The organism is Brachybacterium epidermidis, assembly GCF_015209585.1.
In the GTDB taxonomy this organism is placed as follows: Bacteria; Actinomycetota; Actinomycetes; order Actinomycetales; family Dermabacteraceae; genus Brachybacterium; species Brachybacterium epidermidis.
In genome coordinates this window covers 22,142-47,636 of record NZ_JADEYR010000005.1, presented here as the reverse complement: position 1 = coordinate 47,636, position 25,495 = coordinate 22,142, and the positions used below count along the sequence as shown (strand labels likewise).

Below are 25,495 nucleotides of genomic sequence, written 5' to 3'. Positions count from 1 at the left end.
ATGGGCCGGGCATGATGGGTGCATGCCGAAGAAGAAAGCGCGCCGCCCCTCCCGCAACTCAGCTCAGCACAAACAGACCCGCAAGCGGGATGAGCTCGCGGAGAAGAGGGCGCATCGCGAGCGTCGCCTGCTGCTCGAGCAGTTCGTCTCCTGGCGCATCGCAAGCGTCCCCCGTGGCGCGGCGGAAAACGAGGCCACGCACGTCGAGACGCTGCTGAACCTCAAAGCCGACCAGCTGGGGGTCGTGGACCCGACCTGGTGGTCCTTGGACCTCATCGAGCTGCTGCTGCTCGAAGTGGTGCCCCGCAAGGTCATCCAGCCGCGGGAGCTCGCGATGGAGCAGGGGCCGGCGCTTCAGCAGTTCTTCGACTTCCTTGCCGCCCAAGGACTCTGGCATGAGCGGAGCGACCCGGTGCAGCAAGCCCGGCGGCTGGTCGAAGGGCTCGAGTTCGAGGCGCTCGAGGCGTTGGATGACCCGACGCGACGGTCCCTCTCCGGGAACCTCCTTGCCTATGCCGCAACCCTGGGGGTCACTCCGCAGGAGCCGCAAGCACTCGAGGACTTCTTCGACTGGTACAACACTGCCCTCACCATCGACGAGCGCCGAGCTATCAGCGACACCGGCCGACTGGACGAACCCAGCACGCCGTTCGAACCGGGCATGTCCGGTTCGGGAAGACCGGCAGCTCGAGGGTCGGCGTTCTTCCCACCCTCGCAGGAGGAGAGCGCGTTCTGGCCGGATGACGACGTCATCGGCGGGAAGCTCGATGACGAGCTCGAGGATGCGGAGTTCGACCATGCGCCCTTGTCGTGGCCGTGGTTCCTGCCGGAGGGCATCGACTATCCCGTGAGCGACGAGGAGTGGGAAGCGCTGCGGGACGACCCGGCCGCGTTTGCTGCGCTGTTCGATGAGGTGCCCATGGTGCAGCGGGCGGCCCAGCTGCTTGCCTTCATCGGGGAGAGCCGCCAGGTCACCTCGACCGGTGCATTGCGGCGGGCAGATGTCGACACCCTGATCGAACAGTGGGGGCTCGATCCGGGTCCACGGAAGGTGACTTCCATGTGGGATGTCCCGGAGATCGTTGGTCCGTGGACAGCGCTGGTGGCGGGGGAATGGCTGGACATGGGGCGCACGAAGGTCTATCGGGAGCCTGGCGGGGACCCCGTGCCCGACCGGGAGGACTCACAGGCGTACACCGAGTTCGGAAAGGTCATCATCACCACACTGCTGATGACGATGGTCTTCGACGAGGTCGATGGCCTCCAGGGTGGACCGGACACCTTCACCGCCCTGATGCTCTCGGCTGCTCCTGGTGGTGTCGAGATCCTGCAGGACGTCCCCCCGGGGCTGCTCAGCGGAGACGACGACATCGATGGGGACGTGGAGAGGATCTCCCGGTTGTGGAGGACCCTCAGCGACCTGGAGCAGCTCTCGGATTTCGGACTGTTGCGACGAGAGGACGTAGCCGACGGGGCCAGCACTCGGTACATCGGGAACACGGCGGTGCTGCTGATGGTCAACGCCGTCCTCGCCATGCTGGCAGAGGGCGCGGAGGGGATGTAGATGCGCCCCCAGCAACAGGCGGGATCCTGGCACATAGGACAAGGGGGACGCTGATCCGGCCCGCCTGCAGGAGAAGTACCGGGAACAGCCCTACCAGGGGCCGGACTCCCCGCGGCTGGACTGGGCGGTATAGGCGGTCAGAGAACCTCTACGTCAACGATCTGCAGGGAGGGGGCGTTCGTTCGGCCGCCAATGGAGCTGTAACTCTTGCCACCCTCGATGACTACTGAGAGCTTCACTTCATCGTCTTGGACTACGTCGGAGAGATCGGGGCATTCTGATTCTCCGTCCCCGCTGTATGCAAGGGAGTTGTGTTCGTAGTCGTACTGTTGGGACTGCTTGGGGTGGTGTCATAGCGTCGAAGCAACACTCCCGGTCGGCGGGGGTCTGATCGGTGGAGTGTGCGTGTCGCGCGTCAGACTTAGTGGCAGGGCCGTTATGTAGGTCCTGAAGGAGAGTCAGACATGGGTAGACCACCCTCGATTCCGGCGGAGAAGAAGACCCGGATAGTGCTGAGCGTGCTGGCCGGCGAGATGTCCATCGCCGAAGCGGCACGCAAGGAGAAAGTCAGTGAGCAGTCCATCGGACGGTGGAAGGCCGAGTTCCTGGAAGCCGGCAAGACCGCCCTGGTGGCCGGCAGGTCCGGACCATCCTCCCGAGAGGAACAGCTGGAGGCCGAGGTCGCCGAGCTGACCCAGGCCTTGGGCGAGGCACACCTGGAGGCCAGGGTGTGGAAGAAGTCCGCGGAGGGCCGGCTGGGCCCTTCGAGGACCTCGAGGTGATCCGCGTGGAAGCGGGCATGTCGACCGCGAGGTTCTGCCAGCTCTTCGACATGCCCGAGCGGACCTGGCGCCGCTGGCAGGCCAAGGCCCGCACCGGGACGGCGGTGAAGGGACCGTGGCCGCAACCGGCACGGCAGGCCGCCAGGGAACTGGTGGTCAAGCACGCGCTGGCCCATCCGGCGGGGGGGCATCGGAAGATCTGGGCGATGGTCCGCCACGACGGGCATGTTGTTTCCGAGGCGACCGTGCTGCGAATCCTGCGCGACGAGGGGCTGATTCTGCCCGCGCAGTACCAACGGGAGCGACGGAAGCTGGCCGAGCGGCGCAAGGCCGCGTTCGCCACCGAGCCCTCAGGCCCGAACCAAGTCTGGCAGCTGGACTTCAGCGAGGTCGAGACCACCACCGGAGGGACCTGGCGGCTGGCCGGGTGCTGAAGCGCCCTGGGTTTCGTTCCGTGGTTAGACGGTCGCGGGCGCGGTCGTCGTGGTGTGAGTGTAGGCCGCTTCGACTGCCGCTGGAGTGCGGTAGTCGAGCGCCTCGTGGAGCCGGGTCGTGTTCCACCAGTGGACCCAGCCCATCGTCGCCAACTCGACTTCGCTGACCGAATCCCAGATCCGCTTCGAGTAGATCAGTTCCGTCTTGTAGAGACCGTTCACGGTCTCGGCCAGGGCGTTATCGTAGCTATCGCCAACGGTGCCGACTGATGCTTTCACCCCCGCTGCGATGAGAGCGTCCGAATAGGCCAGTGAGACATACTGACTGCCCCTGTCGGAGTGGTGAACCAATCCGCTATCATTCCTGCTTGCACCAGTGGAAAGAAGTGCGTGCTCCAGTGCGAGCAAAGGTAGAGACTGTGTGTGGAGTGTGGGTGCGACCGCCCAGCCGACGATTCTCCGACTGAAGACATCGGTGATGAATGCGACGTAGCAGAATCCGGCGAGGATCCGGACGTAGGTGATGTCAGCGACCCAGAGCTGCCGCGGACGGTCCGCGGCAAACTTCCGTTCCACAAGGTCGGGGCGCTCATCCGGTCCGGCTCCAGGGCAGGTGGTGACGGGCTTACGGCCTCGCCGGACGCCTTGGAGTCCCGCGATCCTCATCAGTCGTGCCACCTGGTCGCGACCGACGTCCCATCCCGCATGCCGCATCGCGTGCCACATCTTCCGGACCCCGTAGACGCTGTAGTTCTCCTTGTGAATTCGTTTCACCTCCTCCACGAGCATCTCGTCCCGAACGCTGCGCGCGGAAGCATTCCTGTTCTTGGAGGCGCGGTATCCGCGGGAGGTGATGAACCCACATTCTGTCACACCGAGGATGCGGCAGATGGCCTCGACCCCGAACTGTTCGCGATGCATGTCGATGAACGCGATCATTTCGTCGTGGGGCGGTCGAGTTCCGCTGCGAAAAACGCCGAGGCGGCTTTCAGGATCTCGTTCGCGCGTCTCGCCTCGGCGAGTTCTCGCCGGAGCCGGCGGTTCTCCCCCTCGAGCGGCCCCCCCGGGCCGGCTGGTTCGGTGGGGCCGTAGCGGTTGCACCAGATCCGCAGCGTCTCCGTACCGACACCGAGCTGCGGGGCGACCGCACGGATCGATGCTGCACGGGGACCACCCTCGCGTACCTGACGGTCGTAGACCATACGCACGGCACGGTCACGCAGCTCTGGACTGAACTTCTTGGGCATGCTCCGATTCTCCTTGCTGAGACTCGGAACGGAACCCAGGGCGCTTCAGTGCCGGGACTACTGGTCCAAGTACGAGCACCCCTTCCACGTTTCGCCCACCGGGAACCAGCACGACGCGATCGACGCGATCGAGTTGGCCCTGGCCGACTACGAGGCCATGTTCGGTCACCCGCTGGTCGAGGCCTGCCCGGTCGATCCCGAGACCGGTGAGCTGTTGCCCGTGGTGACCATCGTGACGGACAACGGCGGGCCGTTCCGGTCCTTCCGCTTCGAGTCCTTCATCGCCGCCCACCCCGAGCTACACCACGTGCGCACCCGAGTGAAGACCCCGGGGCAGAACGGGTCCCGTGAACGCGGCTTCGGCACGCTGAAGTACGAACGGCTCTACCTGGACGAGATTGACGACGCGATCGTGCTCGCCGAGCGGGCCGAGGACTACCGGATCGAGTACAACGAGCTCCGGCCCCACGAGGCCATCTCATGGAACCGGCCCAAGGAGGTGCACCTGGGCCTGGCCGACCCCACCACCCCGACATTCAAAACCAAGGAAATCCTGCCAACTACTTGACGCGGGACACCGTCCCGAGACGGACGCCGACGGCACGATGACGTACCGCCTTCAGCGGGGACCGCTCGCAGATCTGGCTGCCCGGGCAGCGGACGCCCCCGGCAGGCGCCATTTGATGATCATCGATGAGATCAACCGGGCCAATCTCCCGAAAGTGCTCGGCGAACTGCTGTTCCTGTTCGAGTATCGCGACACCCCGGTGCGAACGCTGTACCGGCCTGATGACCCTTTCGAGCTCTCGAAGGACATCTGGTTCATCGGCACCATGAACACCGCCGACCCTTCCATCGCACTGGTGGATGCAGCTCTCAGGCGCCGGTTCCACTTCATCCCCTTCTTCCCCAACCATGGCCCGATGAAGGGACTGCTGGACCGCTGGTTGAAGAGGGAGGGGGAGGAGGAGTGGGTCGGGGAGCTGGTCGCCCAGGTCAATGCTGAACTCGAGACGGTACTGGGCGGCCCTCATCTGCAACTCGGACCCAGCCACTTCATGAAGCGCGGCCTGGATGAGGCGGCGCTGTGCCGCATCTGGGAGTACGACATCGAACCGTTCATCGAGGACCAGTTCTTCGGCGACCAGGCACGGATCGAGCACTTCCGCTTCCCCCAGGTGATGGCTCGGTTCCGAGAGGTCGCCGGTGAGGCGATCGCCGATCCATCGGCCGACGACGCCCCGCAAGCCTGATCCGCATGCCAGTGCTCGCGGAGTACGAGTCGCAGGAGCTGGAGCTCACGCGCCGTCAAGCGGAGGCGCTGCAGGCGACCGGGGTGGTCGGGGTGTCGCCGGCACCTGGGGCGCGGTGGCGAGTCACCGCGACGTCGCACGTGGGCACGATCGCGGTCGAAGGGGTTCGGTTGCTGATCCGACCGAAGATCCGCCCCGAGAATCTCTTCCTGCTGCTGGAGCCAGGGCTGCCGCCGAGTGCCTGGCGGCAGCAAGCGTTCGAGTACGACGCGACCTCCGACCTGCTGCCCGCGGTGTTCGCTTTCTTCGCCCGAACCGTCGAGACGACCCTGGGGCGCGGAGTGCTGCGGTCCTACGAGGTGGTGAAAGAGCCTCTGATCGCCTTGCGCGGGCGGCTGGACGTCATCGGTCAGTTCCGCCGCGCCGGTGTGCTGACACCGATGGCCTGCACGTACGACGATTTCACCGAGGACATCGTGGAGAACAGGGTGCTGCGCGCGGCCATTCGCCGCGCGCTGCACGTCCCGGCTGTCGCTGCGGCCGACCGGCAAAGGCTCATGCGGCAGCTCGTCGCGCTCGACGCGGTCGCTGATGCCCCTGTTAGGCCCGATACCGTCGACAGCATCCACATCACCCGCCTGAACAAGCACTACGAACCAGCACTGCGGCTCGCGCGCCTCGTGCTTGCGAACATGACTTTGGCCGATGCGGCTGGTGGCACCACGGCCTCCTCCTTCGTGATCGACATGAACGACCTGTTCCAGCGTTTCGTGACCGAGCGGCTGCGGTCGGCGCTGCGGGGAACGCTCGATGTCATCTCGGAACCGAAGGAGCATCTGGGTCTCGGTGGGAAAGTGCCGATGAGGCCCGACCTGGTGTTCCGGCGGCCCAAAGGCGGGATCGTGTATGTGGGGGACCTGAAGTACAAAATCGCGACCGAAGCCCGCGGCCAAACCGGCGACTACTACCAGCTTCTCGCGTACGCCACGGCCATGGATCTACCCGAGGGCATGCTCATCTACTGCAGGCGCCCCGGGGATGAACACGAACGGACCGTGGTCGTCAAGCATGCCGGGAAGCGACTCGTGGTGCGGTCCATCGACCTGACCGGGCCTCCGGAGGCTGTCGAACAGGAGATAGCTGAGCTTGCCGCGCGAATCAGCCGGCGGCGCTGATCGGACCCTCTGTACTCACGGCCCCGCCGGCGGTTCTGTTGGCCAGAAGGAGCTTCACGAGCCGGCCGCTGAAGGTTCTGCGGCGTTCGGAAGTGGGGGTACGGGGGCAGCGTGTTCAGCGCGCCTGAACTTGCCCGCTTCTTCGTCCCAGGTCAACAGGCCGCGGTCGAATGCGCGGTGGTGATTCGCGCACAGGAGTCTCACGTTGCGCATACTGGCTGCACCTCCTTGGCGGTCAGGGACGAGGTGAGCAGCATCCAGCACCTCCACCACGCCCAACCCGCAGAAGTGGCAGGCATGGGGGAAGTGGCGAAGCGCTTCGCGCCGCAGTTGTGCTTGATGCAGCCGGGTTCGAGCCACGCGCTCGATGTAGCGGCGTTCGATCTCGACCTCGTACTCCGACGAAGGGTCCGGTATCGGCTCCGCAAATTCTGGATTCGATGTGAGCAGCGCGCCGAAATAGGGGTTGTGCAAGTCGAGTCGCCGTTGCCGGACTCGCATCGCAGCAGTGGTGCGCACCGCCTGGAGCACGTCCTGGTGGTCGAGGAACTGAAGGAGCTGATCGAGTGACTGCCCGCTGAAGGCCACATCGCCGCTGGAGGACACATCATTCGTATCAGTGGGCTGCACCTCTATCCCTGCCGGGAGTGAGAAGGTGCTCTTGTACTTCCCGGGCAATCGGATGCCCCAGCTCTCGATCGTTCCCGGATCTGAATGGAGCCACACATAGAACAGTTCGGTGTGGCTGCCGTTGACAGTGACGAAACGCTGAAACTCCTTCGGGGCGCTCCATGTGGGAAGTGCGGAGACCGCATAGTCGCTGCTGGAGACAAGATCGGCTGCGCGAAGATATGCACGTAGTAGGGCCAATGCTTGGGCTGCTGCAGGAGCATTGAGAGCGTCATCGTACGAACGGTAGCTCCTCATACCTCCTCGATTGCCTCGAGCGTAGGACCAATGAGCGTTCGGGTACCCGAGATCACGGAGGAGTTCTTGTTCCTGGCTGATCAGATCCTCAGCCGTCCGTACCACCGTGGCAAGCACTTGGTCCACGAGTGCACTTACTCCAGCTGGTGCGCGCCGGCGCCCCTGGGGTGCAACGGGCATCCCAGCATCACGAAGCCGGTCCACAGCCAGCAAGGAGCGTTCCTGTGCTTCGAAGGCACGTATGCCACGCAGGCGCATCCACGTGCGGTCCTGACGTTCAGAGAAGGCGTTGGGATCACCCCAGTACTCGCGATCATCAAGCATGTCAGAGCTGGGGATGCCCGTTCGTATTACCGTGCAGACGTGGGTGATCGCCGAGACCGGCCGCACCTGGTAGAGGAACACGCGATCCCCCGTCTGGAGGTGCGCATTGCGTGCCTCGCTCCAGTCGATCTGGTCTCGATCCATGAAGGCACTGTCAACGTCGAAGGTGGCCGGGTTCGAGGGGACGATCCAGTCGATCATCGCGCACCGCCGGTATGGAGTCCGGGAAGGCTCTCCGTGATCTCGACGGTGCGCACCGACACGGTAACGACCTTTTGGAGCAGGTCAAGGATGTAGCGGGGGTTTCCGTGCTCGATGCCCCACTGGTTGGGGTCGTTGACGATGCCGGAGGCCTTGTCCGTGGTGACCTGGTACTGGCGGATGAGCCATTCGATGGCCGAGCGGGATCCCAGCTGGTATCGGTAGGCAGCCTCGGGGATGCCTGTGACGGTGATGTTGCCGTTCACGATGAGCGAGCCGGGCGCGTCTGCCGCCTTTTGACCGGAGGGGAAACGCATCTTTTGGACGCGGTAGTAGTCCTCCTCGCCGTCCAGTGGCGGGCGCTCCCCGCCTACTACTTCCAGCGGATATGGCTCTGCTTCCTCGTAGTCCGCGTGCAGGTGGAACAGCGCGTGGCCTGCCGCAGTGAAGGCTTCGAACGTCTCTGTGGGAACGTTCGGAATGCGGGGCAGCATCTGCTTGAGCTCCCCGGCGTACCGCTCGCGGTACTCCGGGGAGTGGAGAAGACCGTAGACGAAGAAGAAGACGTCGTCCTTGGTGACGGAGCTGCCGTGGTGCTCGCGGGCAACGGCCAGGATCTCGTCGGTGATGTTGTCGATGCGGCGGTAGCTGTCTACGACGTCTCCTTCAAGATTGAGGTCTAGTTCCCCTTCAACAAGCGGCTCCCACGTGTAGCGGGGGAAGAACTGGCCGGTATCTAGTACATGCAGATCTGGGATGGCTCGGGTGGCAAGCAATGAGAACTCGTGGTGGGAGGAAACTCCGGTCATGCAGAACCCGTAGTTCTCGTGATCCCGCGTAGGGAAGAGCTGTTCAAGCCTGTAGACCATGTCGTTGTAGGCGCGGTCGAAGTAGACGTTTTCGCGCGAGAACGGTCGGTAGAGACCCTCTCGGTATGCCCCATCTCGGTGTTCGATCTTCCGTCCGCGTTCGACGTTGGTCTTGTCTGCACGGTTCCAGGAGAGCTTCGCCGGATCGAGGTCAGGGTTGAACCCGGGGAGCGCAGCTCGGTCGACCTCACTGTTGTAGAAGTCGATTGACCGGCTGACGTTCGCACGCAGGCTGGGTAGGGAGTAGTTGTACACCCACGCATCACGATTGGTCTTCAGCCCACTGGAGTAGGTACGGAAAACGGCGATGGCAGGGTCGATTCCTTTGTTGTCTCCCAGCGTCGGGTATGTCAGGTAGTCCTCATCGCGCTGATTGATCCAGTCGCCGTGGCGGTTCGGCTCGATCGGGCGCCAGGGCACGGTGCCAAGCGTTGCCTCGTTGACGATGGCCAGCTTCTCCTTGGCGGTGAGGTAGTCGCCAATATCGCGGTAGTGGATGGTAGCGGGGCCCCCGTGACCCTTGGTGCGGACCAGGAGGAAGATCGCGACGGTGGTGCGGGCACCCTGCCCGAAGACGTTGTCCTTCTCCTTCCGCCGCAGCTCCCCGGCAGTTCGTGCGTTGCCCCGTAGGTTGAACACGTAGATCGAGCTGAACTCCTCGGTGAGGGTCTTGCGCACTCCCGCGGCGGTGTTGCCCTCGATCCACCCACCGTTGGTGACGAAGCCGACCACCCCTTCCTCGCCCACGCGATCGGCTGCCCATCGGATGGCCCGCATGTACGAGTCGTACAGGCTGTTCTTGTTGGTGGCGTCGGTCCTGGCAGCGAAGGTGTCCCGCACGCGCGCATCGAGAGTGGGGTACTTGATGTTCGCGTTGTCGTCGTTCCCGGAGGTCTGGCCCACCGAGTACGGCGGGTTGCCCACGATCACCTGGATGTCCAGCTTCTTCTGGGCCTCGGCGCGGGAGTTATTCGTGGGGAACACGCGCTCGTCCTGCAGGTCGCCATCCTCGGTGAGCTGGAACGTATCGGTGAGCACGATCCCGCTGAACGGCTCGTACGCCTCCTCCTCGAGCGCCACCCCGTCGGCCTCCGCGGCGAGGTCGTGATAGGTGGTCTCGATGTTGATCGCGGCGATGTAGTACGCGAGCAGCAGGATCTCGTTGGCATGCAGCTCGCTCGCGTACTTACGGGCCAGATCCTCGGGCTTGATCAGGCCGGACTGCAACAGCCGCACGATGAAGGTGCCGGTGCCCGTGAACGGATCCAGCACGTGCACGCCTTCGTCGCTGATGGAGCGGCCGAACTCCTGCTTGAGCACGTCGTCGACGCTGCGGAGGATGAAGTCCACGATTTCCACCGGCGTGTAGCCCACGCCCATCGAATCGGCGGTCTTCGCGAAGGCGCTCTTGAAGAAGCTCTCGTACAGCTCGGTGATGATCTTCTGCTTGCCCTCGGCGTTGTCGATCCCCGCCGCACGCAGACGCACCGACTCGTAGAACGCCTCCAAGGACGCTGCCTCGACGTCCACGTGCATCGCGGTCAGCGCCTGCACCATCCGGTCCATCACCTGCGAGACAGGGTTCGAGGCGGTGAAGGCATAGTCCTCGAAGAGCGCATCGAACACCGGCTTGGTGATCATGTGCTGGGCCAGCATCTCGATCGCCCCGTCACGGCTGATCGATTCGTTCAGGTTCCGCCGCAGCGCATCGAGGAACACGGAGAACTGATTGGCCGCCGCAGTGGAAGGATCATCCACCAAAGCCGTGATACGAGCGATGTGCGCCTGGGCGATCTGCGCGATGTCCTTGGCCCACTGATCCCAGTAGTGGCGCGACCCCACCTTCGTGACCATCTTCGCGTAGATCGCATCGCGCAGGGAATCCATTTGCGACAGACGCAGATCGATCCTGCCCTGGGCCGATTCGCCCGGGGGCGGTGCACCGCCCTCGTCAGAGTTATCCCCACCGAAGCCAACGCCGATCACGTTGACCTTGTCGTCTCGCTTCCGGTTCAGCTCGACCTTGTTGACCATGGCGTCGAACCGCTCGTCATGGGCGCGGAGCGCCTGAAGGACCTCCCAGACCACCCGGAAGTTCTTGTTGTCGTCCAGCGCGCTCTCCGGAGAGGAACCAGCGGGTACCACGACAGGCAGGATGATGTACCCGAACTTCTTGCCCTGGGACAGCCGCATCACGCGCCCCACCGACTGCACCACGTCCACCACGGATTTGCGGGGATTTAGGAACATCACCGCATCCAGGCTCGGCACATCCACGCCCTCGGAGAGGCACCGCGCATTGGTGAGGACCCGGCAGTGGTTCTCCGGCGTCGGTTCCCGCAGCCAGTCCAGATGAGCGTTGCGCTCCATCGCGTTCATGGTGCCGTCGACGTGCTCCACCTCGACCTGCAGCAGATCGTCCACGTCCTCGCCGTCGTGGTTCTCCACGTAGGCGGAGACGACCTCGTTGAACTGCGACTTGACCCGCTTGGAGTCCTTGATGGAGCGGGCGAAGGCGACGGCCCGCTTCATCGGCTGCGCGTCCAAGCCGAAGGAGTGCTCGGCGTCCCCTCGCTTCGCCAGCCCGTTCCAGCAGCCGATCAGGCGGGTCGCGTCATCGAGAGTGAGCTCGCCGTTCTCGGCGAACGCCTCCTGCATCGCCTCGTTCACCGACTCCTGGTTGACCGTGAGGATGAGGACCTTGTAGTCGGTGAGCATCCCCATCGACACGGCATCGCCGAATCCCAGTCGGTACATCTCCGGGCCGAAAGTGTCCTCGTCGTCCATGGAGGCCAGAACGGCCTGCGCGCGACCGGCCTTCGCCTTGGAGGCGTCGTCGTAGATCCGCGGGGTGGCGGTCATGTAGAGGCGCTTGGACGCCTTCAGATAGTTCTCGTCATGCACCCGCACGAAGGGGGACTCGTCCTCCCCGACCAGGGTGGCTCCAGTGGTGCGGTGCGCCTCGTCGCAGATAATCAGGTCGAACGGCGCGAGCCCCGCGATCTTCTGCGCCTGCGCGACCACGTCGATGGACTGGTAGGTAGCGAACACCACGCGCATCCCCTCACCGCCGGTGCGGGACTCGCGCATGCGCTTGGCAAGGGTCTCAGGATCGGTGGTCGCCGGAAGAGCCAGATCCACCACTGAGATCTCCGAGGTGTCCTCGGAGACCCGGCGGGTGCGGGAGGCCTTGCGGTCCGAGCAGACGGCCATCGCCGTCATGCCGGCGGTGGTCTGGTTCGACCACTCCCGCAGGGCCTGCGACAGCAGAGCGATCGACGGCACCAGGAACAGCACACTGCCGGCGGACCCGACGTACTCCTCCGCAAGGCGCAGGGAGGTGAAGGTCTTGCCGGTGCCGCACGCCATGATCAGTCGGCCGCGGTCGTGCTCCCTGAACCCGGCCACCACGTCGTTGATCGCGGTGCGCTGGTACGGGCGCAGATCCGAGCCCTCGGTGAGGGACAGCACCGTCGGGGTGTCCGGGTCGAACGTCGCCCAGTCCACGCGAGACTGCTCGAAATCGTCCAGACCCAGGCGCCGCACCGGGACAGCCTGGTCGCGGACCGCATCCTCCGCGTTCGGACCCCATTTGGTGGTGGTCGAGACGATCAGGCGTTCGGTGAAGCCAATGCGCCCGGACTTCGCCAGGAACGAGTCGATGTCGCCCTTGGTCATGTGATGGGTGGGGGCGTAGAACTTGCACTGGATCGCGGTGCGCCCGCCGTCGCGCCTCTCGGCGACCAGGTCGATACCGGTGTCGTGACCCGTCTTCTCCGGCCAGTCGTCCCACATCCATACCTTGGAGAACTGCTCCGCCCACACAGGGTCGGTCTGCAGGAAGGACTGCACGAAGCGCTCGAACCGCGTGCCCTTGTCCGTCTCGGAGCTCGAGGAGTTGTACATCCGGTCGAGCAGCTTCATCGGCGAGAGCACGGCAGTCATGGTCAGCATTATCGCCCGTCAAGGGAGGGAGCGGGGGCGGAATCGAAGCCAGCTGCTCGCCGTGGCTCGTCGCGGTGCCGATGACCGACGTCAACTTGACCAGGAATCGGATGGAGCCGCCTGGTTTGTCGTACCCCCGGTCTACTGTGGCGCTATCACGGTCACCTCCGGCGAAGAGGCACGAACGCCCGTGAGCCATCCAGCGGTAGCAAGGGAGCCCCCATGACTCAGCATGACGAAGCCGTACGCATCGCAAGGTTGTTCACCGCCGCAGTCGAGAAATCGATGGTGACCAGCAAGCTGGGGAGCGGTGATGATTCGCTCCACAGGAATCACGCGCGTCACGAGGCTGTGGCTCAGTACTTGCTTGACCACATCCTTCGAATCGAAGGCGAGCTCGATCGCCTCCTCCGCATGCTGGAGATCCGTATAGAGCACTACCCCGAGCTGTACTCGGAGTGGAAGGACCCAGCCTCCGGTCGCAGGTTCGACCACGTCGTGGATGACAGATATGACGAGACCGAATGGACGTCGGTCCTGCTCATCGAGGACAAGATCGATGCGCCCCTCGGGGTGGGCCAGCTCCACAACTACTGCAAGTATCTGTCGAACATGGGGCGGGAGACGACGCTCCTCGTTCTGCATCCGATGCGAAACCCACTGTCCGCAGGTAAGGCAGAAGCCGAGACGCTCCGAAAGGAGTTCCCGTCTGTCGCGATTGAGTTCCGCACCTGGTCAGAGCTGGTGCAGGAGATGATCGAGGTCGCTCCAGATCGGCCCGAAGCAGTCCTGTGGCGAGCGCTGAAGGAGTACACCGAGTCGGTCGGAACGGGTGATCTCGAGCTGCTTCCAGACGCGAGCGTTCTCCTGGACCCTGCGGTATCCGGTGAGATCCGGGATGCCTTCCTCAGTGCTCAGGGTGTTGCGGCAAAGTTCAAGGGCGGTAAGTCCGGTCAGCTTCGCTTTTCGCTGCACGGCGGCAATGCAGTGCCCTGGCTGCAGATGGGGATGAGCGACACGAAGAGCGACAGCGTGGGACTCGAGTTCGACCTCGTAGGAAGTGCTGAGCCGCTCCTGGTAGGTGTGAGAGGGCCGAGCGAACCTGAGAGCTACCTGACCTCGGCCAAGATCGGCGTGTTCCGGGACGGCAGGCTCAGTGCTCCCGCACAGGAGAGAGCCGCAGCTCTGAAGGAACTCGACCGGGGGGTCAGGAGCGGGACGATGGAGTTCCCTGATCGCCTGAGCGGGAGACGGGCCGGAGAGCTCCTGAGCCCGGGTGCGCAGGAGGCGCTCTTCCTCCTGGGATCGATCTTCCAGGCGCAGGCACTCAAGAATCCGTACCGCGGTGGGGCACCTGGACGCGGTACCACTGGCTTCAACGAGGGCGCCGGCAACGAACGGATCGGAGCCGTCCTCGCCGCGGGGAACGACAAGGACGCACGCTCCATCCATCTGTTCATAGGCCCGCCGGACGGTGCGCCGTGGGAACGATGCACGGTGTGGATCCGCGAAGACGGCGTCGAACGAGAGATCGAGGTAAGACCGGGCGAGCCGGGTCGCGACTATGTGCTTCGCGTCTGGAGTGCGACACGCGAAGCGCTGCAGGGGCGCTGACTGGGGCCGCGCTCGAGGCAGAAATGCCTGCAACGCTCTGAGCCCCGGACGCGGCCAACGGCGGCTTGACGGACCATTCTGCGGGCGCCGTGGGCTCTGCCTCGGCTCAGGGTCACCTTCCGCGCCCCGCGTCTAGCATGTTGGTCACGACAACTGCGACGGAACCGGATGAGGAGGACGTGCCGTGAGTGTCCACGTGGATGTCGCTCCCACCTTGCTGGACTGGGCCGTGGGGCGTGCAGGCTGGGACGAGGAGACGGCGCAGCGGAGGTTCCCGCACCTCGCCGAGTGGAGGGCCGGGACCCGCAGGCCCACCGTGAAGCAGCTCGAGAAGTTCGCACAAGCCACACATGCGCCGTTCGGGCAGCTTTTCCTCCCAGCCCCACCGAAGGAACCACTCCCGGTGCCCGACATGCGCACCCTGCACGACGCGGCGATCAGTAGGCCATCCGCTGACCTCCTCGACACGATCTACCTGTGCCAGTTGCGCCAGGACTGGTTCCGGGACTACCTACTCGAGAACAGCATGGACCCGGTGCCGTATGTCGGATCCGCGACGACGATGGATGAGCCCGCGATCATCGCGCAGAGGATGTGGGACGTCCTCGGCATCAGTCCTGATGCAGGACCACTCGCTCCGAACTGGGGCAGCGCCTTCAGCCTCCTGTCCGACCGCATCGAGGACAGCGGAACCCTCGTGATGGTCAGCGGCGTGGTCGGATCGAACACCCGCCGCGTGCTGCAGCCTGAAGAGTTCCGCGGCTTCACCTTGGCTGACGACCTGGCCCCCCTGGTCTTCGTCAACGGCGCGGATAGCAAGGCCGCGCAGATCTTCACGCTCCTTCACGAGTTCGCCCATGTGTGGCTAGGAGGAAGCGCACTCTCCGATGCCGTGCCCGGTGCGACGAGTGCGCCTCCGGACGAGCAATGGTGCAACGCCGTCGCCGCAGAGGTGCTGATGCCGCGCGAGACCGTCCGCACCGAGTACATCGGTGACCAATCCGCAGAAGGACTGGATGCCCTCGCTCAGCGATTCACCGTGAGCACTCTCGTCGTGCTGCGTCGACTCGCCGATCTCCGCCTCATCACGAAGGAGCTGTACTACGAGCGATATGAGGAGGAGAAGGCGCGTGTTCTCGCGCTTCTTGCCGAAGCGAAGGAGCAGAAGACGGGTGGCGGAAGCTTCTACAACGTCCAGCCGCGACGGCTCAGCAGACAGTTCGCTCGAGCCGTGATCGCCAGCGCACGCGAGGGTGGGACGAGTTACCGGGACGCGTACAAACTGCTCGGCACGAAGAAGTACAGCACCTTCGAGCAGCTCGCTGAGCGGGTCGGGATCAGCTGATGTACCTCGTCGACGCGAACATCCTGATCGAGGCAAAGAACAGGTACTACGCGTTCGACATCGCGCCGGGGTTCTGGACCTGGCTCGAACAGGGCCACCAGGCAGGAGAGCTGATCAGTATCGATGCCGTTCGCGAAGAGCTCCTTAGCGGTGATGACGAGCTCGCGGACTGGGCGCGGGATCACCCGGGCTTCTTCCTACCAGTCGATCAGCGAACCGCCCAGAACTTCGCTCTGCTCAGCACGTGGGCAGCGAGGCAGGACTATCGGCAGGATGCGTTGAACGCGTTCTCGAGTGACCAAGCTGATTTCCTCCTCATCGCCCATGCCGCCGGGCATGGCGACACCGTTGTCACCAACGAACTGCCCAGTCCGAATGCACGCAAGCGGGTGAAGATCCCGGACGCCTGTGCCGCGATGGGAGTCGAGTATGTCGATATCTTCACGGTGCTGCGGACTACAGGAGCGAAGCTCCACTTGCATGGGGCGGATGGAAGCACGCCCGCGCCTGCGCCCCTGGCACCGACCATTCCAGGGCTCGACTGACATGTGCTCCGGTGGCGAGCAATGAGCCTGCCGCCTCAAGACCGGGTCAGCCCCAAGACGCCGGCGAGACCACGACGCCACCGGCACGGCGAGGGCCACGCGGTGCGCTGAACGCCGGCCAGACCGAACGCGATCACGCCGCAGCCAGCCGGAGCGGTCCCTGACCAGCCCATGGGGCGCACAGCCTTTTCGCTGATGTCCGCATGCGGCACGATGGTCAGATGCCCAAGAAGAAGCACCGCCGCGGCACCCAGCGCTCTCGCCCGCAGCGCGGCCCGTCCCACGCGTTCGAGCGATCCGACAGGCGGATGGAGCGAGATCTGCATGCGCTGCTGGCCCAGTTCGTTCTCTGGCGCCGTGAGGCGGTCTCCACGGATCAGGCCGACGAGGAGGCCGCACATGTGGAGCCGCTGCTGAGGCTGAAGGCCGAGCAGCTCGACAGTGCGGACCCGACCTACTGGACCGAAGAACTGATAGAGGTCCTGCTGACCGAGGTGGTTCCACGCAAGGTGATCCAGCCGCGCGAGATGGTCATGGCGCAGGTGCCTGCCCTGGGCCAGTTCTTCGCGTTCCTCGACGAGCACCAGCGCTGGCATCCCGACGGCATCGACGTGGATCGGGCCCGCAGCGTGCTGGAGGGGCTCGAGTTCTCGGCCCTGGAAGCCGCCGATGACCCCACTGCCCGCTCCTTCACCGGCAACATCCTCGTCCACGCGAGCACGCTGGGGGTCGACCTGAGCACGCCCGAGCTGTTCGACGCCTACATGCAGTGGTACAACACCGCGCTGACCAACACCGAGCGCCACGAGATCTCCGACACCGGGCGCCTGGCGAACCCGTCGATGCCCTTCGAGGCTTCGCACTGGACGGGCTCGGGCAGTGATTTCGGCGGCGGCCCCGATCCTGCCGACGTCCCCGACAAGGAGCCCTGGTTGCCCTGGTTCCTGCCCGACAACTCCACTCTGGAGGAGCCCCTGCTCGCGCTGGAGAGGGCCGAGGACGACATGGAGGAGCTCGCGGCAGCGCACGGCGACGTGAAGCTGGTGCAGCGGGCGGCGCGCCTGCTGGAGTTCCTGGGCAAGGGGCGTCAGGTGACTTCGACGGGAGCGCTGCGCCTGGCCGACGTACGCACCCTCGTCGAGGAGTGGGAGATCGACACCGGCCCCTTCGCGGTCACCTCCATGTGGCAGGTCGACGAGATCGCAGGCCCGTGGAGCGCCCTGATCGCGGGTGGGTGGGTCACGCTGACCAGCACCCGGGCCTACCCCGAGCAGCACGACCACGCGCCGTACGTCCCGGCGTCGGAGGACCCGGAGGCGTTCACGACCTTCGCGCGCGCGGTGATGCTGATGCTGCTGATCACCCTTGTGCAGAACGATCCGGACGAGGGTGGTTTCCGCGGCGGACAGGACACCTTCGCAGCCCTTCTGTTCGCCGCCAGCCCCGACGGACTGACCCTCCCCGACGCGAACAGCATCCTGGCCGAGATGACCAGCCACGACCATCGAGAGCAGCCCGCACGCACGGCGGCCTTCCCTGCTGGCAGCGATCAGATGTGGCGGATGTGGAGGGTCCAGGCCGACCTGATGCACCTGTCGCGATGCGGGCTGCTGCGACAGGACCCGGCGGCGGGTGCTGAGCAGGAGGAGGTCCCGGGCCCGGAGGGGTCGACGTTCCGCAGCAACCTCGCGGTGTTCGCTGTGGTGATTACCGCCGTCGACGCCACGCGTCAGGGCGGGGTCTGACGGGAGATAGCCCGTCGCGTGGCTCCACTGATGGGGGTGCGATGCGAAGATGTGGACAATCGACATGCTTCCGTTGTCGGCTAGCCACGACCCCCGATGCGAACTCAGGCGACCTGGACTCGGGCGTCCCCGGTCACGTACTCGAGCGAGAGCCCGCCGCCGACGGCTTCGAGATACTTACGGATGATTTCGGTCCTCATCCGTTCGTCCGCTTTCGGTGGCGCGTGATGGAGGGGGCCTGGCAACCTGGGCTGAAGGGTGATCCGCCGCGCTGGCCGCAGGGGCCGTGCCGACGGTGCATTCTGTCCACATTCCCAGGAACCAGGTGCCGGGTGAGGTCCGGATGTGGTCGGCTGTTGTGGTCACCATTAACCCGCCCAGAAGGCCACCGGTCCCTTATGCGCTCCTCAGTCATCGCCCGCTCGACGATCGCGGTCGCGTCCGCCTTCCTTGTCCTCAGCGCGTGTGGACCCACCAGCCCGCCGGCTGGGGAGGACGACGCAGACTCGCAAGCGCAGGAGCAAGGGGTGTCGGACAACGGCGGTGACGCCAGCGAGAACGGTGAATCCAGCGAGAACCGTGAATCCAGCGAGAGAAGTGAAACGAGCGAGAACGGTCAATCTGGCGAGAACGATGCTGCGGAAGACTCGTCCGATGAGCAGTCGCCAGGGAAGACGGCAGACGGGGAATGCATCGTCGGTGAGGGCAGCTCTGAGATCCCGTCAGGCGCGCCCGAGGTCGACGAATGGGCCATGGTGGCCGGCACCGCTGCGCCCGTCTCCGAGAGGTACGGCCCGTACGCGCAGGACGGGGACCTCTGGACCTGCTACGAGCACTCAGCGAACGGCGCGCTCTTCGCCAGTGCATATTTCCTCAGTGCCTCGGGACGAGTAGAGGGCGTATCCGCCGAGTGGCTTCCGGAGGGTGACTTCCGTGACGAAGCCATCGCGAGTGAAGAGGAAGGCCTCCAGGATTCCGAAGAGTTGACGGTCACCTTGATCGGCTACCGGTTCCAGACCTACACCGAGGAGTCCGCGATCATCGATCTCGTCGTCGAGGGCGCGCTGCCGGAAGGAACGGCGAATATCTCGATGCGGGTCGCCTTGAAATGGGATCGTGACCGTTGGGTGGCCGATCCCGAGAACTTCGGCGAACAGGGCCACGCCGTCGAGTCGCTTGACGGTTACTCGCCCTGGCGCGGCTGAAGCCGGTATCGGAGTTCTACACGTCCGGCGACACGTTGTAGTTCCCGCGGAACAGGTTCTCGGGGTCGTAGCGCTGCTTGACGTGCTGCAGCCGGCGGTACTTCTCCTCCCCGTAGATCTGGCGGGTGAAGTCCGTGATGGGGCGGGTGTACTCCAGGGCCCGGAAGTTCACGTACTCGCCGCGCTCCGCCAGGCGCTCCATCACCGCGTGGGAGTGCTCGGCCAGATCCCAGCCGCGGGGATCCTCCTCGGATTCCTGCCAGGCGCCGTAGGTGTTCATCCAGAAGCGGGCGGTGCGGTTGGGGAAGGCGGTGGCCTGCTCCGGAACCCGAGCGAACGCGCCGCCCAGGTGATGGATGTCGATCGCGTGCCCGGGGCCGGGGATCCGTTCAGCCACATCCAGCACCGCCCCCAGAGCGTCCTCGTCCATGCGGGTGAAGGCTACGTTGCGCCAGAACCCGTGCGAGCCGACGGGGAAGTGGGCATCCATGGCGCTCTGCCACTGCGGCCACGAGATCGGCCCGGAGGTCTCGTGAGCGGGCGGGGCGGCCCGGCGCAGGCGGTCCAGCATCACCGTCCCCCGTGCCGGGTCCTCACCCACGTACACGCAGCGGATCATCAGGCACGGCTCCTCACCCATGCCGGAGATCTCGGGCATCGCCCGGAAGGTGAGGATCGAGCTGAGCTCATCGGGCAGCTCCCGCGCCCACCGCTCGAACGCGGCCAGCGCGTGCCACCACTGCGATGGCGCATACACCAGGGTCCAGCCCAGCACCGTCTGCGGCAGGCGCACGGCCCGGAACGTGAACGAGGTGACCACACCGAAGTTCCCACCGCCCCCGCGAAGCCCCCAGAACAGGTTCGGGTGCTCCTCGCGGCTGGCCACCAGGTGCTCGCCCTGGGCGGTGACCACCTCGGCCCGCTCCAGGCAGTCCAGCGCCAGACCCGCCCTGCGCGTCAGCCATCCCACGCCTCCACCGAGCGTCAGGCCCGCGACGCCGGGCAGGGACGAGGCGCCCAGGGGGATCGCAAGCCGGTGCGGGGCGGTGGCGGCATCGACGTCGGCCGCGCGGGCCCCCGGCGCGACCGTGACCAGCTGCGTTGCGGGATCGACCACCACCTCCCGCAGATCCCCCAGGTCCAGTACGATCCCGTCGTCCACGGTGCTCAGTCCCGTGATGCTGTGCCCGCCGCCGCGCACCGCCAGTGGGAGGCCCGTCTCCCGGGCGGCCTCCAGCACGATGGGCACATCATCGACAGTGGCCGCGCGGGCGATCGCCAGCGGGTACCGGTCCACCATGCCGTTCCACACCGCGCGCGCCTGGTCGTAACCCGCATCGGGTGGTTCGATCAGCGGGCCGGCCAGGCGCTTGCGCATGCGGGCGAGGGCGGGCTGCGCCTCGGGGACCGGGTGATGGTTCGTCGTCGTTGCCATGGCCATCGCACCTCCCGCACCCCTCATCGGGTGCACGAATGGTGCCATCGACGGTACTCCTGCCCCTGACCAGCCGCAACGGACCAGCGGCCCGCGGCCCGTCTCCGCAGCGGCAGGCCGTGAGCGCACTCAGGCCGTGGACGTGCTCAGGCCGTGAACGCTTTCAGGCCGCAGCCGTCTGCCCGCACACCCCGCACTGCTCGTACTCCTGGCGGCCCCAGCGCCACAGGGGGAGCACGAAGAACAGCGTGAACTGCCGGTAGCTCTTCAGACGCTGCCACTGGGTGGTGTTGCCGCAGCGCGGGCAGGTGCGGGTGGCGCCCGGCCCCTGGTTGTCGGTCTTTCCGGTGACGCCAGCGATGAGCAGCATGCGAGGCTCCGATCAGGAAGGTCGAGCGCGTAGGCCCGGTGGGATGTGGACGGTATCAGCTTGGCAGGCCCCTTACCGGCCGTGGGCCCTGGCACCTCGGCGCGCACCTTGGAACACTGGGGTGATGAGCGCAGACATGCAGTACCGCACCCTGGGCCGCAGCGGCACCGCCGTCTCCGTGCAGACGCTGGGCACCATGACCTTCGGTGCCGAGGCCGACGAGGCCGCCTCGCACGAGATCATCACCGCCTACGTCGAGGCCGGCGGCAACCTCCTGGACACGGCCGACGTGTACAGCGCCGGGGTCAGCGAGGAGATCATCGGCCGCTGGCTGTTCGACCACCCCGACCTGGCCAAGGACGTGGTGCTGGCCACCAAGGCCCGCTTCCCGATGGGCAAGGCGCCCAACGACATGGGCACCTCACGCCGCCACCTGCGCCGCGCCCTGGAGGACTCCCTGCGCCGACTGCAGGTGGACCACATCGACCTGTACCAGATGCACGCCTGGGACGCCCACACCCCGCTCGAGGAGACCCTGGACTTCCTGGACGATGCGATCCACGCGGGGCTGATCTCCTACTACGGTTTCTCCAACTACCTGGGCTGGCAGGTCACCAAGGCCGTGCAGGTGGCCAAGGCCCACAACTGGGCGCTGCCCGTCACCCTGCAGCCGCAGTACAACCTGCTGGTGCGGGACATCGAGCACGAGATCGTGCCCGCCTGCCAGGACGCCGGCCTGGGCCTGCTGCCCTGGTCGCCGCTGGCCGGCGGCTGGCTGAGCGGCAAGTACGAGCGCGATGTGCCGCCGACGGGCGCCACGAGGCTGGGGGAGAACCCCAAGCGCGGCATGGAGGCCTGGCAAGCCCGCAACGACGACGAGCGCACCTGGAACACCCTCGAGGTGGTGCGCGAGATCGCCGAGGCCCACGGGGCAACCGCCTCCCAGGTGGCACTGGCCTGGCTCACCGCCCAGCCTGCCGTCACCTCCGTGATCATCGGTGCCCGCAATCTCGACCAGCTGCACGACAACATGGCCGCCGTCGGCCTCGAGCTGAGCGAGCAGGAGCTGCAGCGCCTCACCGAGGTCAGCGCCCCGCGCGTGGACCCCTACCCCTATGGCGCGGCTGGGGTGCAGCAACGCCACCGCCTGCTGGTGCAGGATCAGTGACCATGGAACAGATCACCGTCGCCGGGCACCCTCACCCCATCCCCGCCTCGCCCGTGGCAGCGAAGCTGCTGCGCGAGCGCCTCGAGGAGACCCGCCAGAAGCGCGGTGCGGAGGCCGCCGAGCAGTTCGAGAAGCTCGTCGGCGAGCGACTCGGCCAGCTGCTGGAGAGCGGAAAGCCCAGCATCGACCTGGGCAACATGCGCGCCGTGGTCACCTACGCCGAGGTCCCGCCCGAGGAGGAGGACAGCTCGGCCCTGGGCCGCACCCTGCGCGGCATCAAGGACAAGCTCGCCCAGCGTGGCGGGCTGCAGGGGTAGCTCTGCGGCACTGAGAGCGGGGCGCGCCTCAGAACCATTTGTGGTTCTCAGGTGGGCGCCGCTCTCAGTCTCCGGAGTGGCGCTTCCGCTGCGCGGCGCTTCTACTGCCGATCGATCCCTCCCGCCGCCATTCAGCCCAGCCCCAGCTCCGCCGGGTCGCAGGGGTCGGCGTCTACCTCGGCGCCCCAGATGCGAACCTGGCCCTGTTCGGTGATCTGCAGGGTGGCGCCGTGCTCGTCGCGGGTCTCCAGCACTTCGCGGGAGCCGTCCTGTGTGGTTCTCGAGGCCTCCTCGAAGCCGTGCTCTGTCAGCACGGGGTTCAACGCATCCAGGCGCTCCTGCCAACCGGTGCTGTCCACCGACGGCAACGACGCCTCGGGAGTCCAGGTGCCAGCGGTGTACTCGCAGGTCCCGCCGCTGTCGGTGACCTTCCGCGTCTCCTCGGCGAGGCTCCACTGGTCGTCGCCGTCGGACAGGACGTCGAAGACTGCCTCTGCTGCACCGTCGTAGTGCGCGACGGCCCCGTCCGCGGCCAGTGGAGCGGAGCTGCCGCACGCAGCCAGCGGGAGCACCGCACAGGCGGCGAGCAGGCCGGTGCGTCGGCTCGTCTGCATCCTCACGGGACCTCCGGGGACGATGGGTACCTCTCCCCATGGTCAGATGCGGCGGGGAGATCTAGGGTCGACGCTACACCGCATGACTTCGCGGCGATCCACCCTTACAACGGCCGTGACCCCGCGGGTGTCGAACTGGTCGACGTCACCGACGCCGGCCCGACGGGCGCGGGCCTGGGCTGAGCTGCTGGCCCTGAGTGAGGGGCTGGCCAGGGTTGGGGGGCTGACCAGAGTTGAGGGGCTGAGGGCTCGCTCGGTTCTGCTGCCACCACAGGGCGGCCTGCACCCGTGAGTCCAGCTGCAGCTTCGCCAGCGCGTGGGACAGGTGGGTCTTCACGGTGGTGATCTCCACGAACAGTTCCGAGGCGATCTGCTGATTGGACAGCCCCTGTGCCACCAGAGCCAACACGTCCTCCTCCCGGCGGGTGAGCGAGGGGACGTGGGCCGACGAGCCCGCGGAGGCCACGGGGACAGCGCCTCCAGCGCGGGCGCCCGCTGCCTCCGCCTCCTCTGCCTGCGGAATTCCTGCCGTGTGGCCACCGCCGCGCAGCGCCGCCACCACGGCCTTCGTCGCAGCCACCGACAGCACCGAATCGCCGCGGTGCACATCCCGCACTGCCTGCAGGATCCGGTCCGGGTCCTCGGTCTTGACCAGGTAGCCGTCGGCACCCGCCGCGAGGGCCCCCAGCACGAACTCGTCCAGGTCGAAACCGGAGATCACCAGCACGTTCGCGCCTGTCTCGCGCAGGCGCGGTGTGATCTCGATGCCCGTGGCGCCGGGCATGCGCACATCGGTGAGCACGACGTCAGGGCGCTGCACCTGGGCGGTGCGCACCGCACTCTCGCCGTCGCTGGCCTGGCCCACCACCTCGATGTCGGGGGCAGAGCTCAGCAGGGCCACCAGGCCGGAGAGCACAGCGGGATGGTCATCGGCCACCACCACGCGGATCGGGGCGGGGGCGGTCATGCGGGAACCTCCTGGTCAGGATGGGCAGCGAGCGCGCCGACGGGACGGGCAGGCAGTCGGGCCTCGACCCGCCAGGTGCCGGGCGAGGCGGGAGGCACGTCGTGGGCGGCCCCGGCATGGGCGGGTGCGGAGTGACCTGGCCCGGGGTGGACGGGCCCGGCATGGGCGGTGCCGCCGACTGCCGCGGCCCGGTGGCCGATCGCGCCGATGCCCAACCCGGTGCCGACGCCCAGTCCGGCGTCGGTCCCGGTGCCCGCCTCGGCCCTGTCGCTGATCCGGTTCTCCAGCACCAGGTGCACCACGGGCGTGGCACCGTCGACACCTGCCGGCGCGCCCACCTCGGCCGGGACGTGTGCCTCCAGTCCTGCCGGTTCGAACGCCACCTGCAGCGAGATCGGGGCCTGCCCGTGGCGCACCGCGTTGGTGACCGCCTCCGAGGCGATCCGCAGCAGCGCAGCCTGCACCGACGGGTCCACCTGCTCCGGATCCGACACCGCCGGGTCGATCCGCGCCGTCAGGCGGGGGTCCCGCCCGCGCAGGCGCGCGGTGAGCGAGCCCCAGTCCAGCGTGGCTTGCGGCAGGGCCCCGGGCTCCTCGGTGGACAGCACCGTGATCATCGACTGCAGGTCCCGCAGGGCCGCCTTCGCCGAATCGCGGGCGGTCAGCAGGGAGTTCTCGCGCGCACCGGCATCCTCCAGCGATGAGGCCAGAGAGGTGTGCAGGGTGACAGCGCTGAGGTGGCCGGCGATCACGTCGTGCAGGTCGTGGGCGATGCGGCGCCTCTCGCCCTCCACTGCGCGGGCCTGACGGGTCTGCGCCAGGTCCTGCTGGGAGCGTGCCAGGGCCGTTGCGGACCTGGCCAGTGCTTCCGCGGTGCGGCGCGCCTCCCGGTGATGGCGCACCTCCCAGCCCCACAGCAGCGGGGTGAGCGTCACCAGCGCGACCACGATCATCACCACGAACACCAGCTCCATCGAGCCGGTCGCCACGGCTGCCACCAGCATCGCCGCCACCGAGGCAGCGATCGCGACGCCCGTGGTGGCCCTTGCCAGTTGCCGTGAACCGTGGATCACCGGCGTGAACAGCGCCTCGAACAGCAGCACGTACGCGGTGATCTGCCCGCCGGCGATTGCTTCGGCCAGGCTCGCCAGCCCCGTGACCACCAGCGTCACCACCGGGGCCCGACGACGCCACAGCGTGGCCGCCGCTGCCACCAGCATCAGCGGCAGCGACACCTCCAGTCCCCACGACTGGGTGAGGAACCCACTGTTGCTGATGCCCGAGAACGCCAGCACCACAGCGAGCAACGCGTATCCGACCGCCACCAGCACGTCGCGCGCCTCGATGCGGGGGCGGGGCGGCCTGCCGGTTGCGGCATGGGCGTCGCGCGGTCCGGCCGTCTCGGGCACTGCGGGGGAGGGCATGCCCAGAGACTACGGCGCGACCAGG

21 protein-coding genes and 1 other annotated feature are annotated in these 25,495 nt (G+C 66.4%); of the genes, 13 read left to right on the top strand and 8 right to left on the bottom strand.

The features are described from left to right. The first annotated feature begins 22 nt into the window (after positions 1-22). The 3 genes from IOE58_RS06615 (at position 23) to IOE58_RS06605 (ending at position 2,780) form a co-directional block, all read left to right on the top strand. Positions 23-1,564 (top strand): hypothetical protein, encoded by a 1,542-nt coding sequence (locus IOE58_RS06615; protein ID WP_193865621.1) that lies wholly within the window; start codon positions 23-25, stop codon positions 1,562-1,564. Positions 1,565-2,028: 464 nt separating this feature from the next. Further along, on the top strand, positions 2,029-2,346 hold the full coding sequence (locus tag IOE58_RS06610; protein ID WP_010080477.1) for a transposase: 318 nt from the start codon (positions 2,029-2,031) through the stop codon (positions 2,344-2,346). Next, positions 2,343-2,780 carry an IS3 family transposase gene (locus tag IOE58_RS06605; RefSeq protein ID WP_348981898.1) on the top strand — a complete coding sequence of 146 codons (438 nt, stop codon included), beginning with the start codon at positions 2,343-2,345 and terminating at the stop codon, positions 2,778-2,780. Before IOE58_RS06610 ends, IOE58_RS06605 begins: the two co-directional genes overlap by 4 nt. A 24-nt stretch (positions 2,781-2,804) precedes the next feature. Here the strand turns inward: IOE58_RS06605 and IOE58_RS06600 are convergent. Continuing rightward, positions 2,805-4,027 (bottom strand): IS3 family transposase gene (locus IOE58_RS06600; protein ID WP_193865620.1). Its coding sequence is split into 2 segments (ribosomal slippage): positions 2,805-3,748 and positions 3,748-4,027, totalling 1,224 coding nucleotides; the frame shifts between segments, so codons are not numbered across the junction. Further along, positions 3,656-3,758 (bottom strand) — a sequence feature (AL1L pseudoknot). It overlaps the preceding gene by 103 nt. Here IOE58_RS06600 and IOE58_RS06595 point away from each other — a divergent pair. Genes IOE58_RS06595 through IOE58_RS06585 form a run of 3 tightly spaced genes read left to right on the top strand, consistent with a single transcriptional unit; the run spans position 4,026 to position 6,455 of the window. After that, on the top strand, positions 4,026-4,595 hold the full coding sequence (locus tag IOE58_RS06595; protein WP_228019167.1) for an integrase core domain-containing protein: 570 nt from the start codon (positions 4,026-4,028) through the stop codon (positions 4,593-4,595). The two genes, IOE58_RS06600 and IOE58_RS06595, sit on opposite strands and share 2 nt — an antisense overlap. A gap of 37 nt (positions 4,596-4,632) precedes the next feature. Further along, on the top strand, positions 4,633-5,280 hold the full coding sequence (locus IOE58_RS06590) for an AAA family ATPase (RefSeq protein WP_228019165.1): 648 nt from the start codon (positions 4,633-4,635) through the stop codon (positions 5,278-5,280). Between the two features lie 5 nt (positions 5,281-5,285). Then, positions 5,286-6,455 carry an McrC family protein gene (locus IOE58_RS06585; RefSeq protein ID WP_193865618.1) on the top strand — a complete coding sequence of 390 codons (1,170 nt, stop codon included), beginning with the start codon at positions 5,286-5,288 and terminating at the stop codon, positions 6,453-6,455. Between the two features lie 54 nt (positions 6,456-6,509). On the opposite strand, the gene IOE58_RS06580 is transcribed toward IOE58_RS06585, so the two are convergent. Together IOE58_RS06580 and IOE58_RS06575 are read right to left on the bottom strand one after the other, a co-directional pair. Continuing rightward, positions 6,510-7,907 (bottom strand): HNH endonuclease, encoded by a 1,398-nt coding sequence (locus tag IOE58_RS06580; protein ID WP_193865617.1) that lies wholly within the window; start codon positions 7,905-7,907, stop codon positions 6,510-6,512. Beyond that, entirely contained in the window at positions 7,904-12,721 is a 4,818-nt protein-coding gene (locus IOE58_RS06575; protein ID WP_228019164.1) for a DEAD/DEAH box helicase, read from the bottom strand. Before IOE58_RS06575 ends, IOE58_RS06580 begins: the two co-directional genes overlap by 4 nt. A gap of 222 nt (positions 12,722-12,943) precedes the next feature. Here IOE58_RS06575 and IOE58_RS06570 point away from each other — a divergent pair, with 222 nt between their 5' ends. From IOE58_RS06570 to IOE58_RS06545, 5 genes are all read left to right on the top strand, one after another. Continuing rightward, positions 12,944-14,335, top strand: a complete 1,392-nt coding sequence (locus IOE58_RS06570) for a hypothetical protein (RefSeq protein WP_193865615.1) — start codon at positions 12,944-12,946, stop codon at positions 14,333-14,335. A gap of 316 nt (positions 14,336-14,651) precedes the next feature. Continuing rightward, positions 14,652-15,680 (top strand): ImmA/IrrE family metallo-endopeptidase, encoded by a 1,029-nt coding sequence (locus IOE58_RS06565; protein WP_348981897.1) that lies wholly within the window; start codon positions 14,652-14,654, stop codon positions 15,678-15,680. Then, entirely contained in the window at positions 15,680-16,225 is a 546-nt protein-coding gene (locus tag IOE58_RS06560) for a DUF4411 family protein (RefSeq protein WP_193865613.1), read from the top strand. Before IOE58_RS06565 ends, IOE58_RS06560 begins: the two co-directional genes overlap by 1 nt. A gap of 221 nt (positions 16,226-16,446) precedes the next feature. Then, the gene (locus IOE58_RS06555) at positions 16,447-17,970 is read left to right on the top strand and encodes a hypothetical protein (RefSeq protein WP_193865612.1); all 1,524 of its coding nucleotides are present in this window, start codon (positions 16,447-16,449) and stop codon (positions 17,968-17,970) included. Between the two features lie 527 nt (positions 17,971-18,497). Beyond that, positions 18,498-19,175: a DUF8175 domain-containg protein gene (locus IOE58_RS06545; RefSeq protein WP_193865611.1), complete on the top strand. Its 678-nt coding sequence runs from the start codon at positions 18,498-18,500 to the stop codon at positions 19,173-19,175. A gap of 16 nt (positions 19,176-19,191) precedes the next feature. Here IOE58_RS06545 and IOE58_RS06540 read toward each other — a convergent pair whose 3' ends face one another. Next, on the bottom strand, positions 19,192-20,610 hold the full coding sequence (locus tag IOE58_RS06540; RefSeq protein ID WP_228019163.1) for an FAD-binding oxidoreductase: 1,419 nt from the start codon (positions 20,608-20,610) through the stop codon (positions 19,192-19,194). A gap of 163 nt (positions 20,611-20,773) precedes the next feature. Further along, entirely contained in the window at positions 20,774-20,980 is a 207-nt protein-coding gene (locus IOE58_RS06535) for a zinc-ribbon domain-containing protein (protein ID WP_017824229.1), read from the bottom strand. Between the two features lie 136 nt (positions 20,981-21,116). Between IOE58_RS06535 and IOE58_RS06530 the strand changes: the two genes are divergently transcribed. Both IOE58_RS06530 and IOE58_RS06525 read left to right on the top strand, forming a co-directional pair. Then, the gene (locus tag IOE58_RS06530) at positions 21,117-22,148 is read left to right on the top strand and encodes an aldo/keto reductase (protein ID WP_193865732.1); all 1,032 of its coding nucleotides are present in this window, start codon (positions 21,117-21,119) and stop codon (positions 22,146-22,148) included. A gap of 2 nt (positions 22,149-22,150) precedes the next feature. Continuing rightward, a complete protein-coding gene (locus tag IOE58_RS06525; RefSeq protein ID WP_193865610.1) occupies positions 22,151-22,465 on the top strand; it encodes a hypothetical protein in 315 nt (104 codons plus the stop codon). A gap of 131 nt (positions 22,466-22,596) precedes the next feature. Here the strand turns inward: IOE58_RS06525 and IOE58_RS06520 are convergent, their stop codons facing one another. From IOE58_RS06520 to IOE58_RS06510, 3 genes are all read right to left on the bottom strand, one after another. Further along, positions 22,597-23,085 (bottom strand): hypothetical protein, encoded by a 489-nt coding sequence (locus IOE58_RS06520; RefSeq protein WP_228019162.1) that lies wholly within the window; start codon positions 23,083-23,085, stop codon positions 22,597-22,599. 139 nt (positions 23,086-23,224) lie between these two features. Continuing rightward, positions 23,225-24,046, bottom strand: coding sequence for a response regulator (locus IOE58_RS06515; RefSeq protein ID WP_193865608.1), 822 nt, complete (start codon positions 24,044-24,046; stop codon positions 23,225-23,227). After that, positions 24,043-25,470 (bottom strand): sensor histidine kinase, encoded by a 1,428-nt coding sequence (locus IOE58_RS06510; RefSeq protein ID WP_228019161.1) that lies wholly within the window; start codon positions 25,468-25,470, stop codon positions 24,043-24,045. The genes IOE58_RS06515 and IOE58_RS06510 overlap by 4 nt, the downstream gene beginning before the upstream one ends. Between the last annotated feature and the right edge of the window lie 25 nt (positions 25,471-25,495).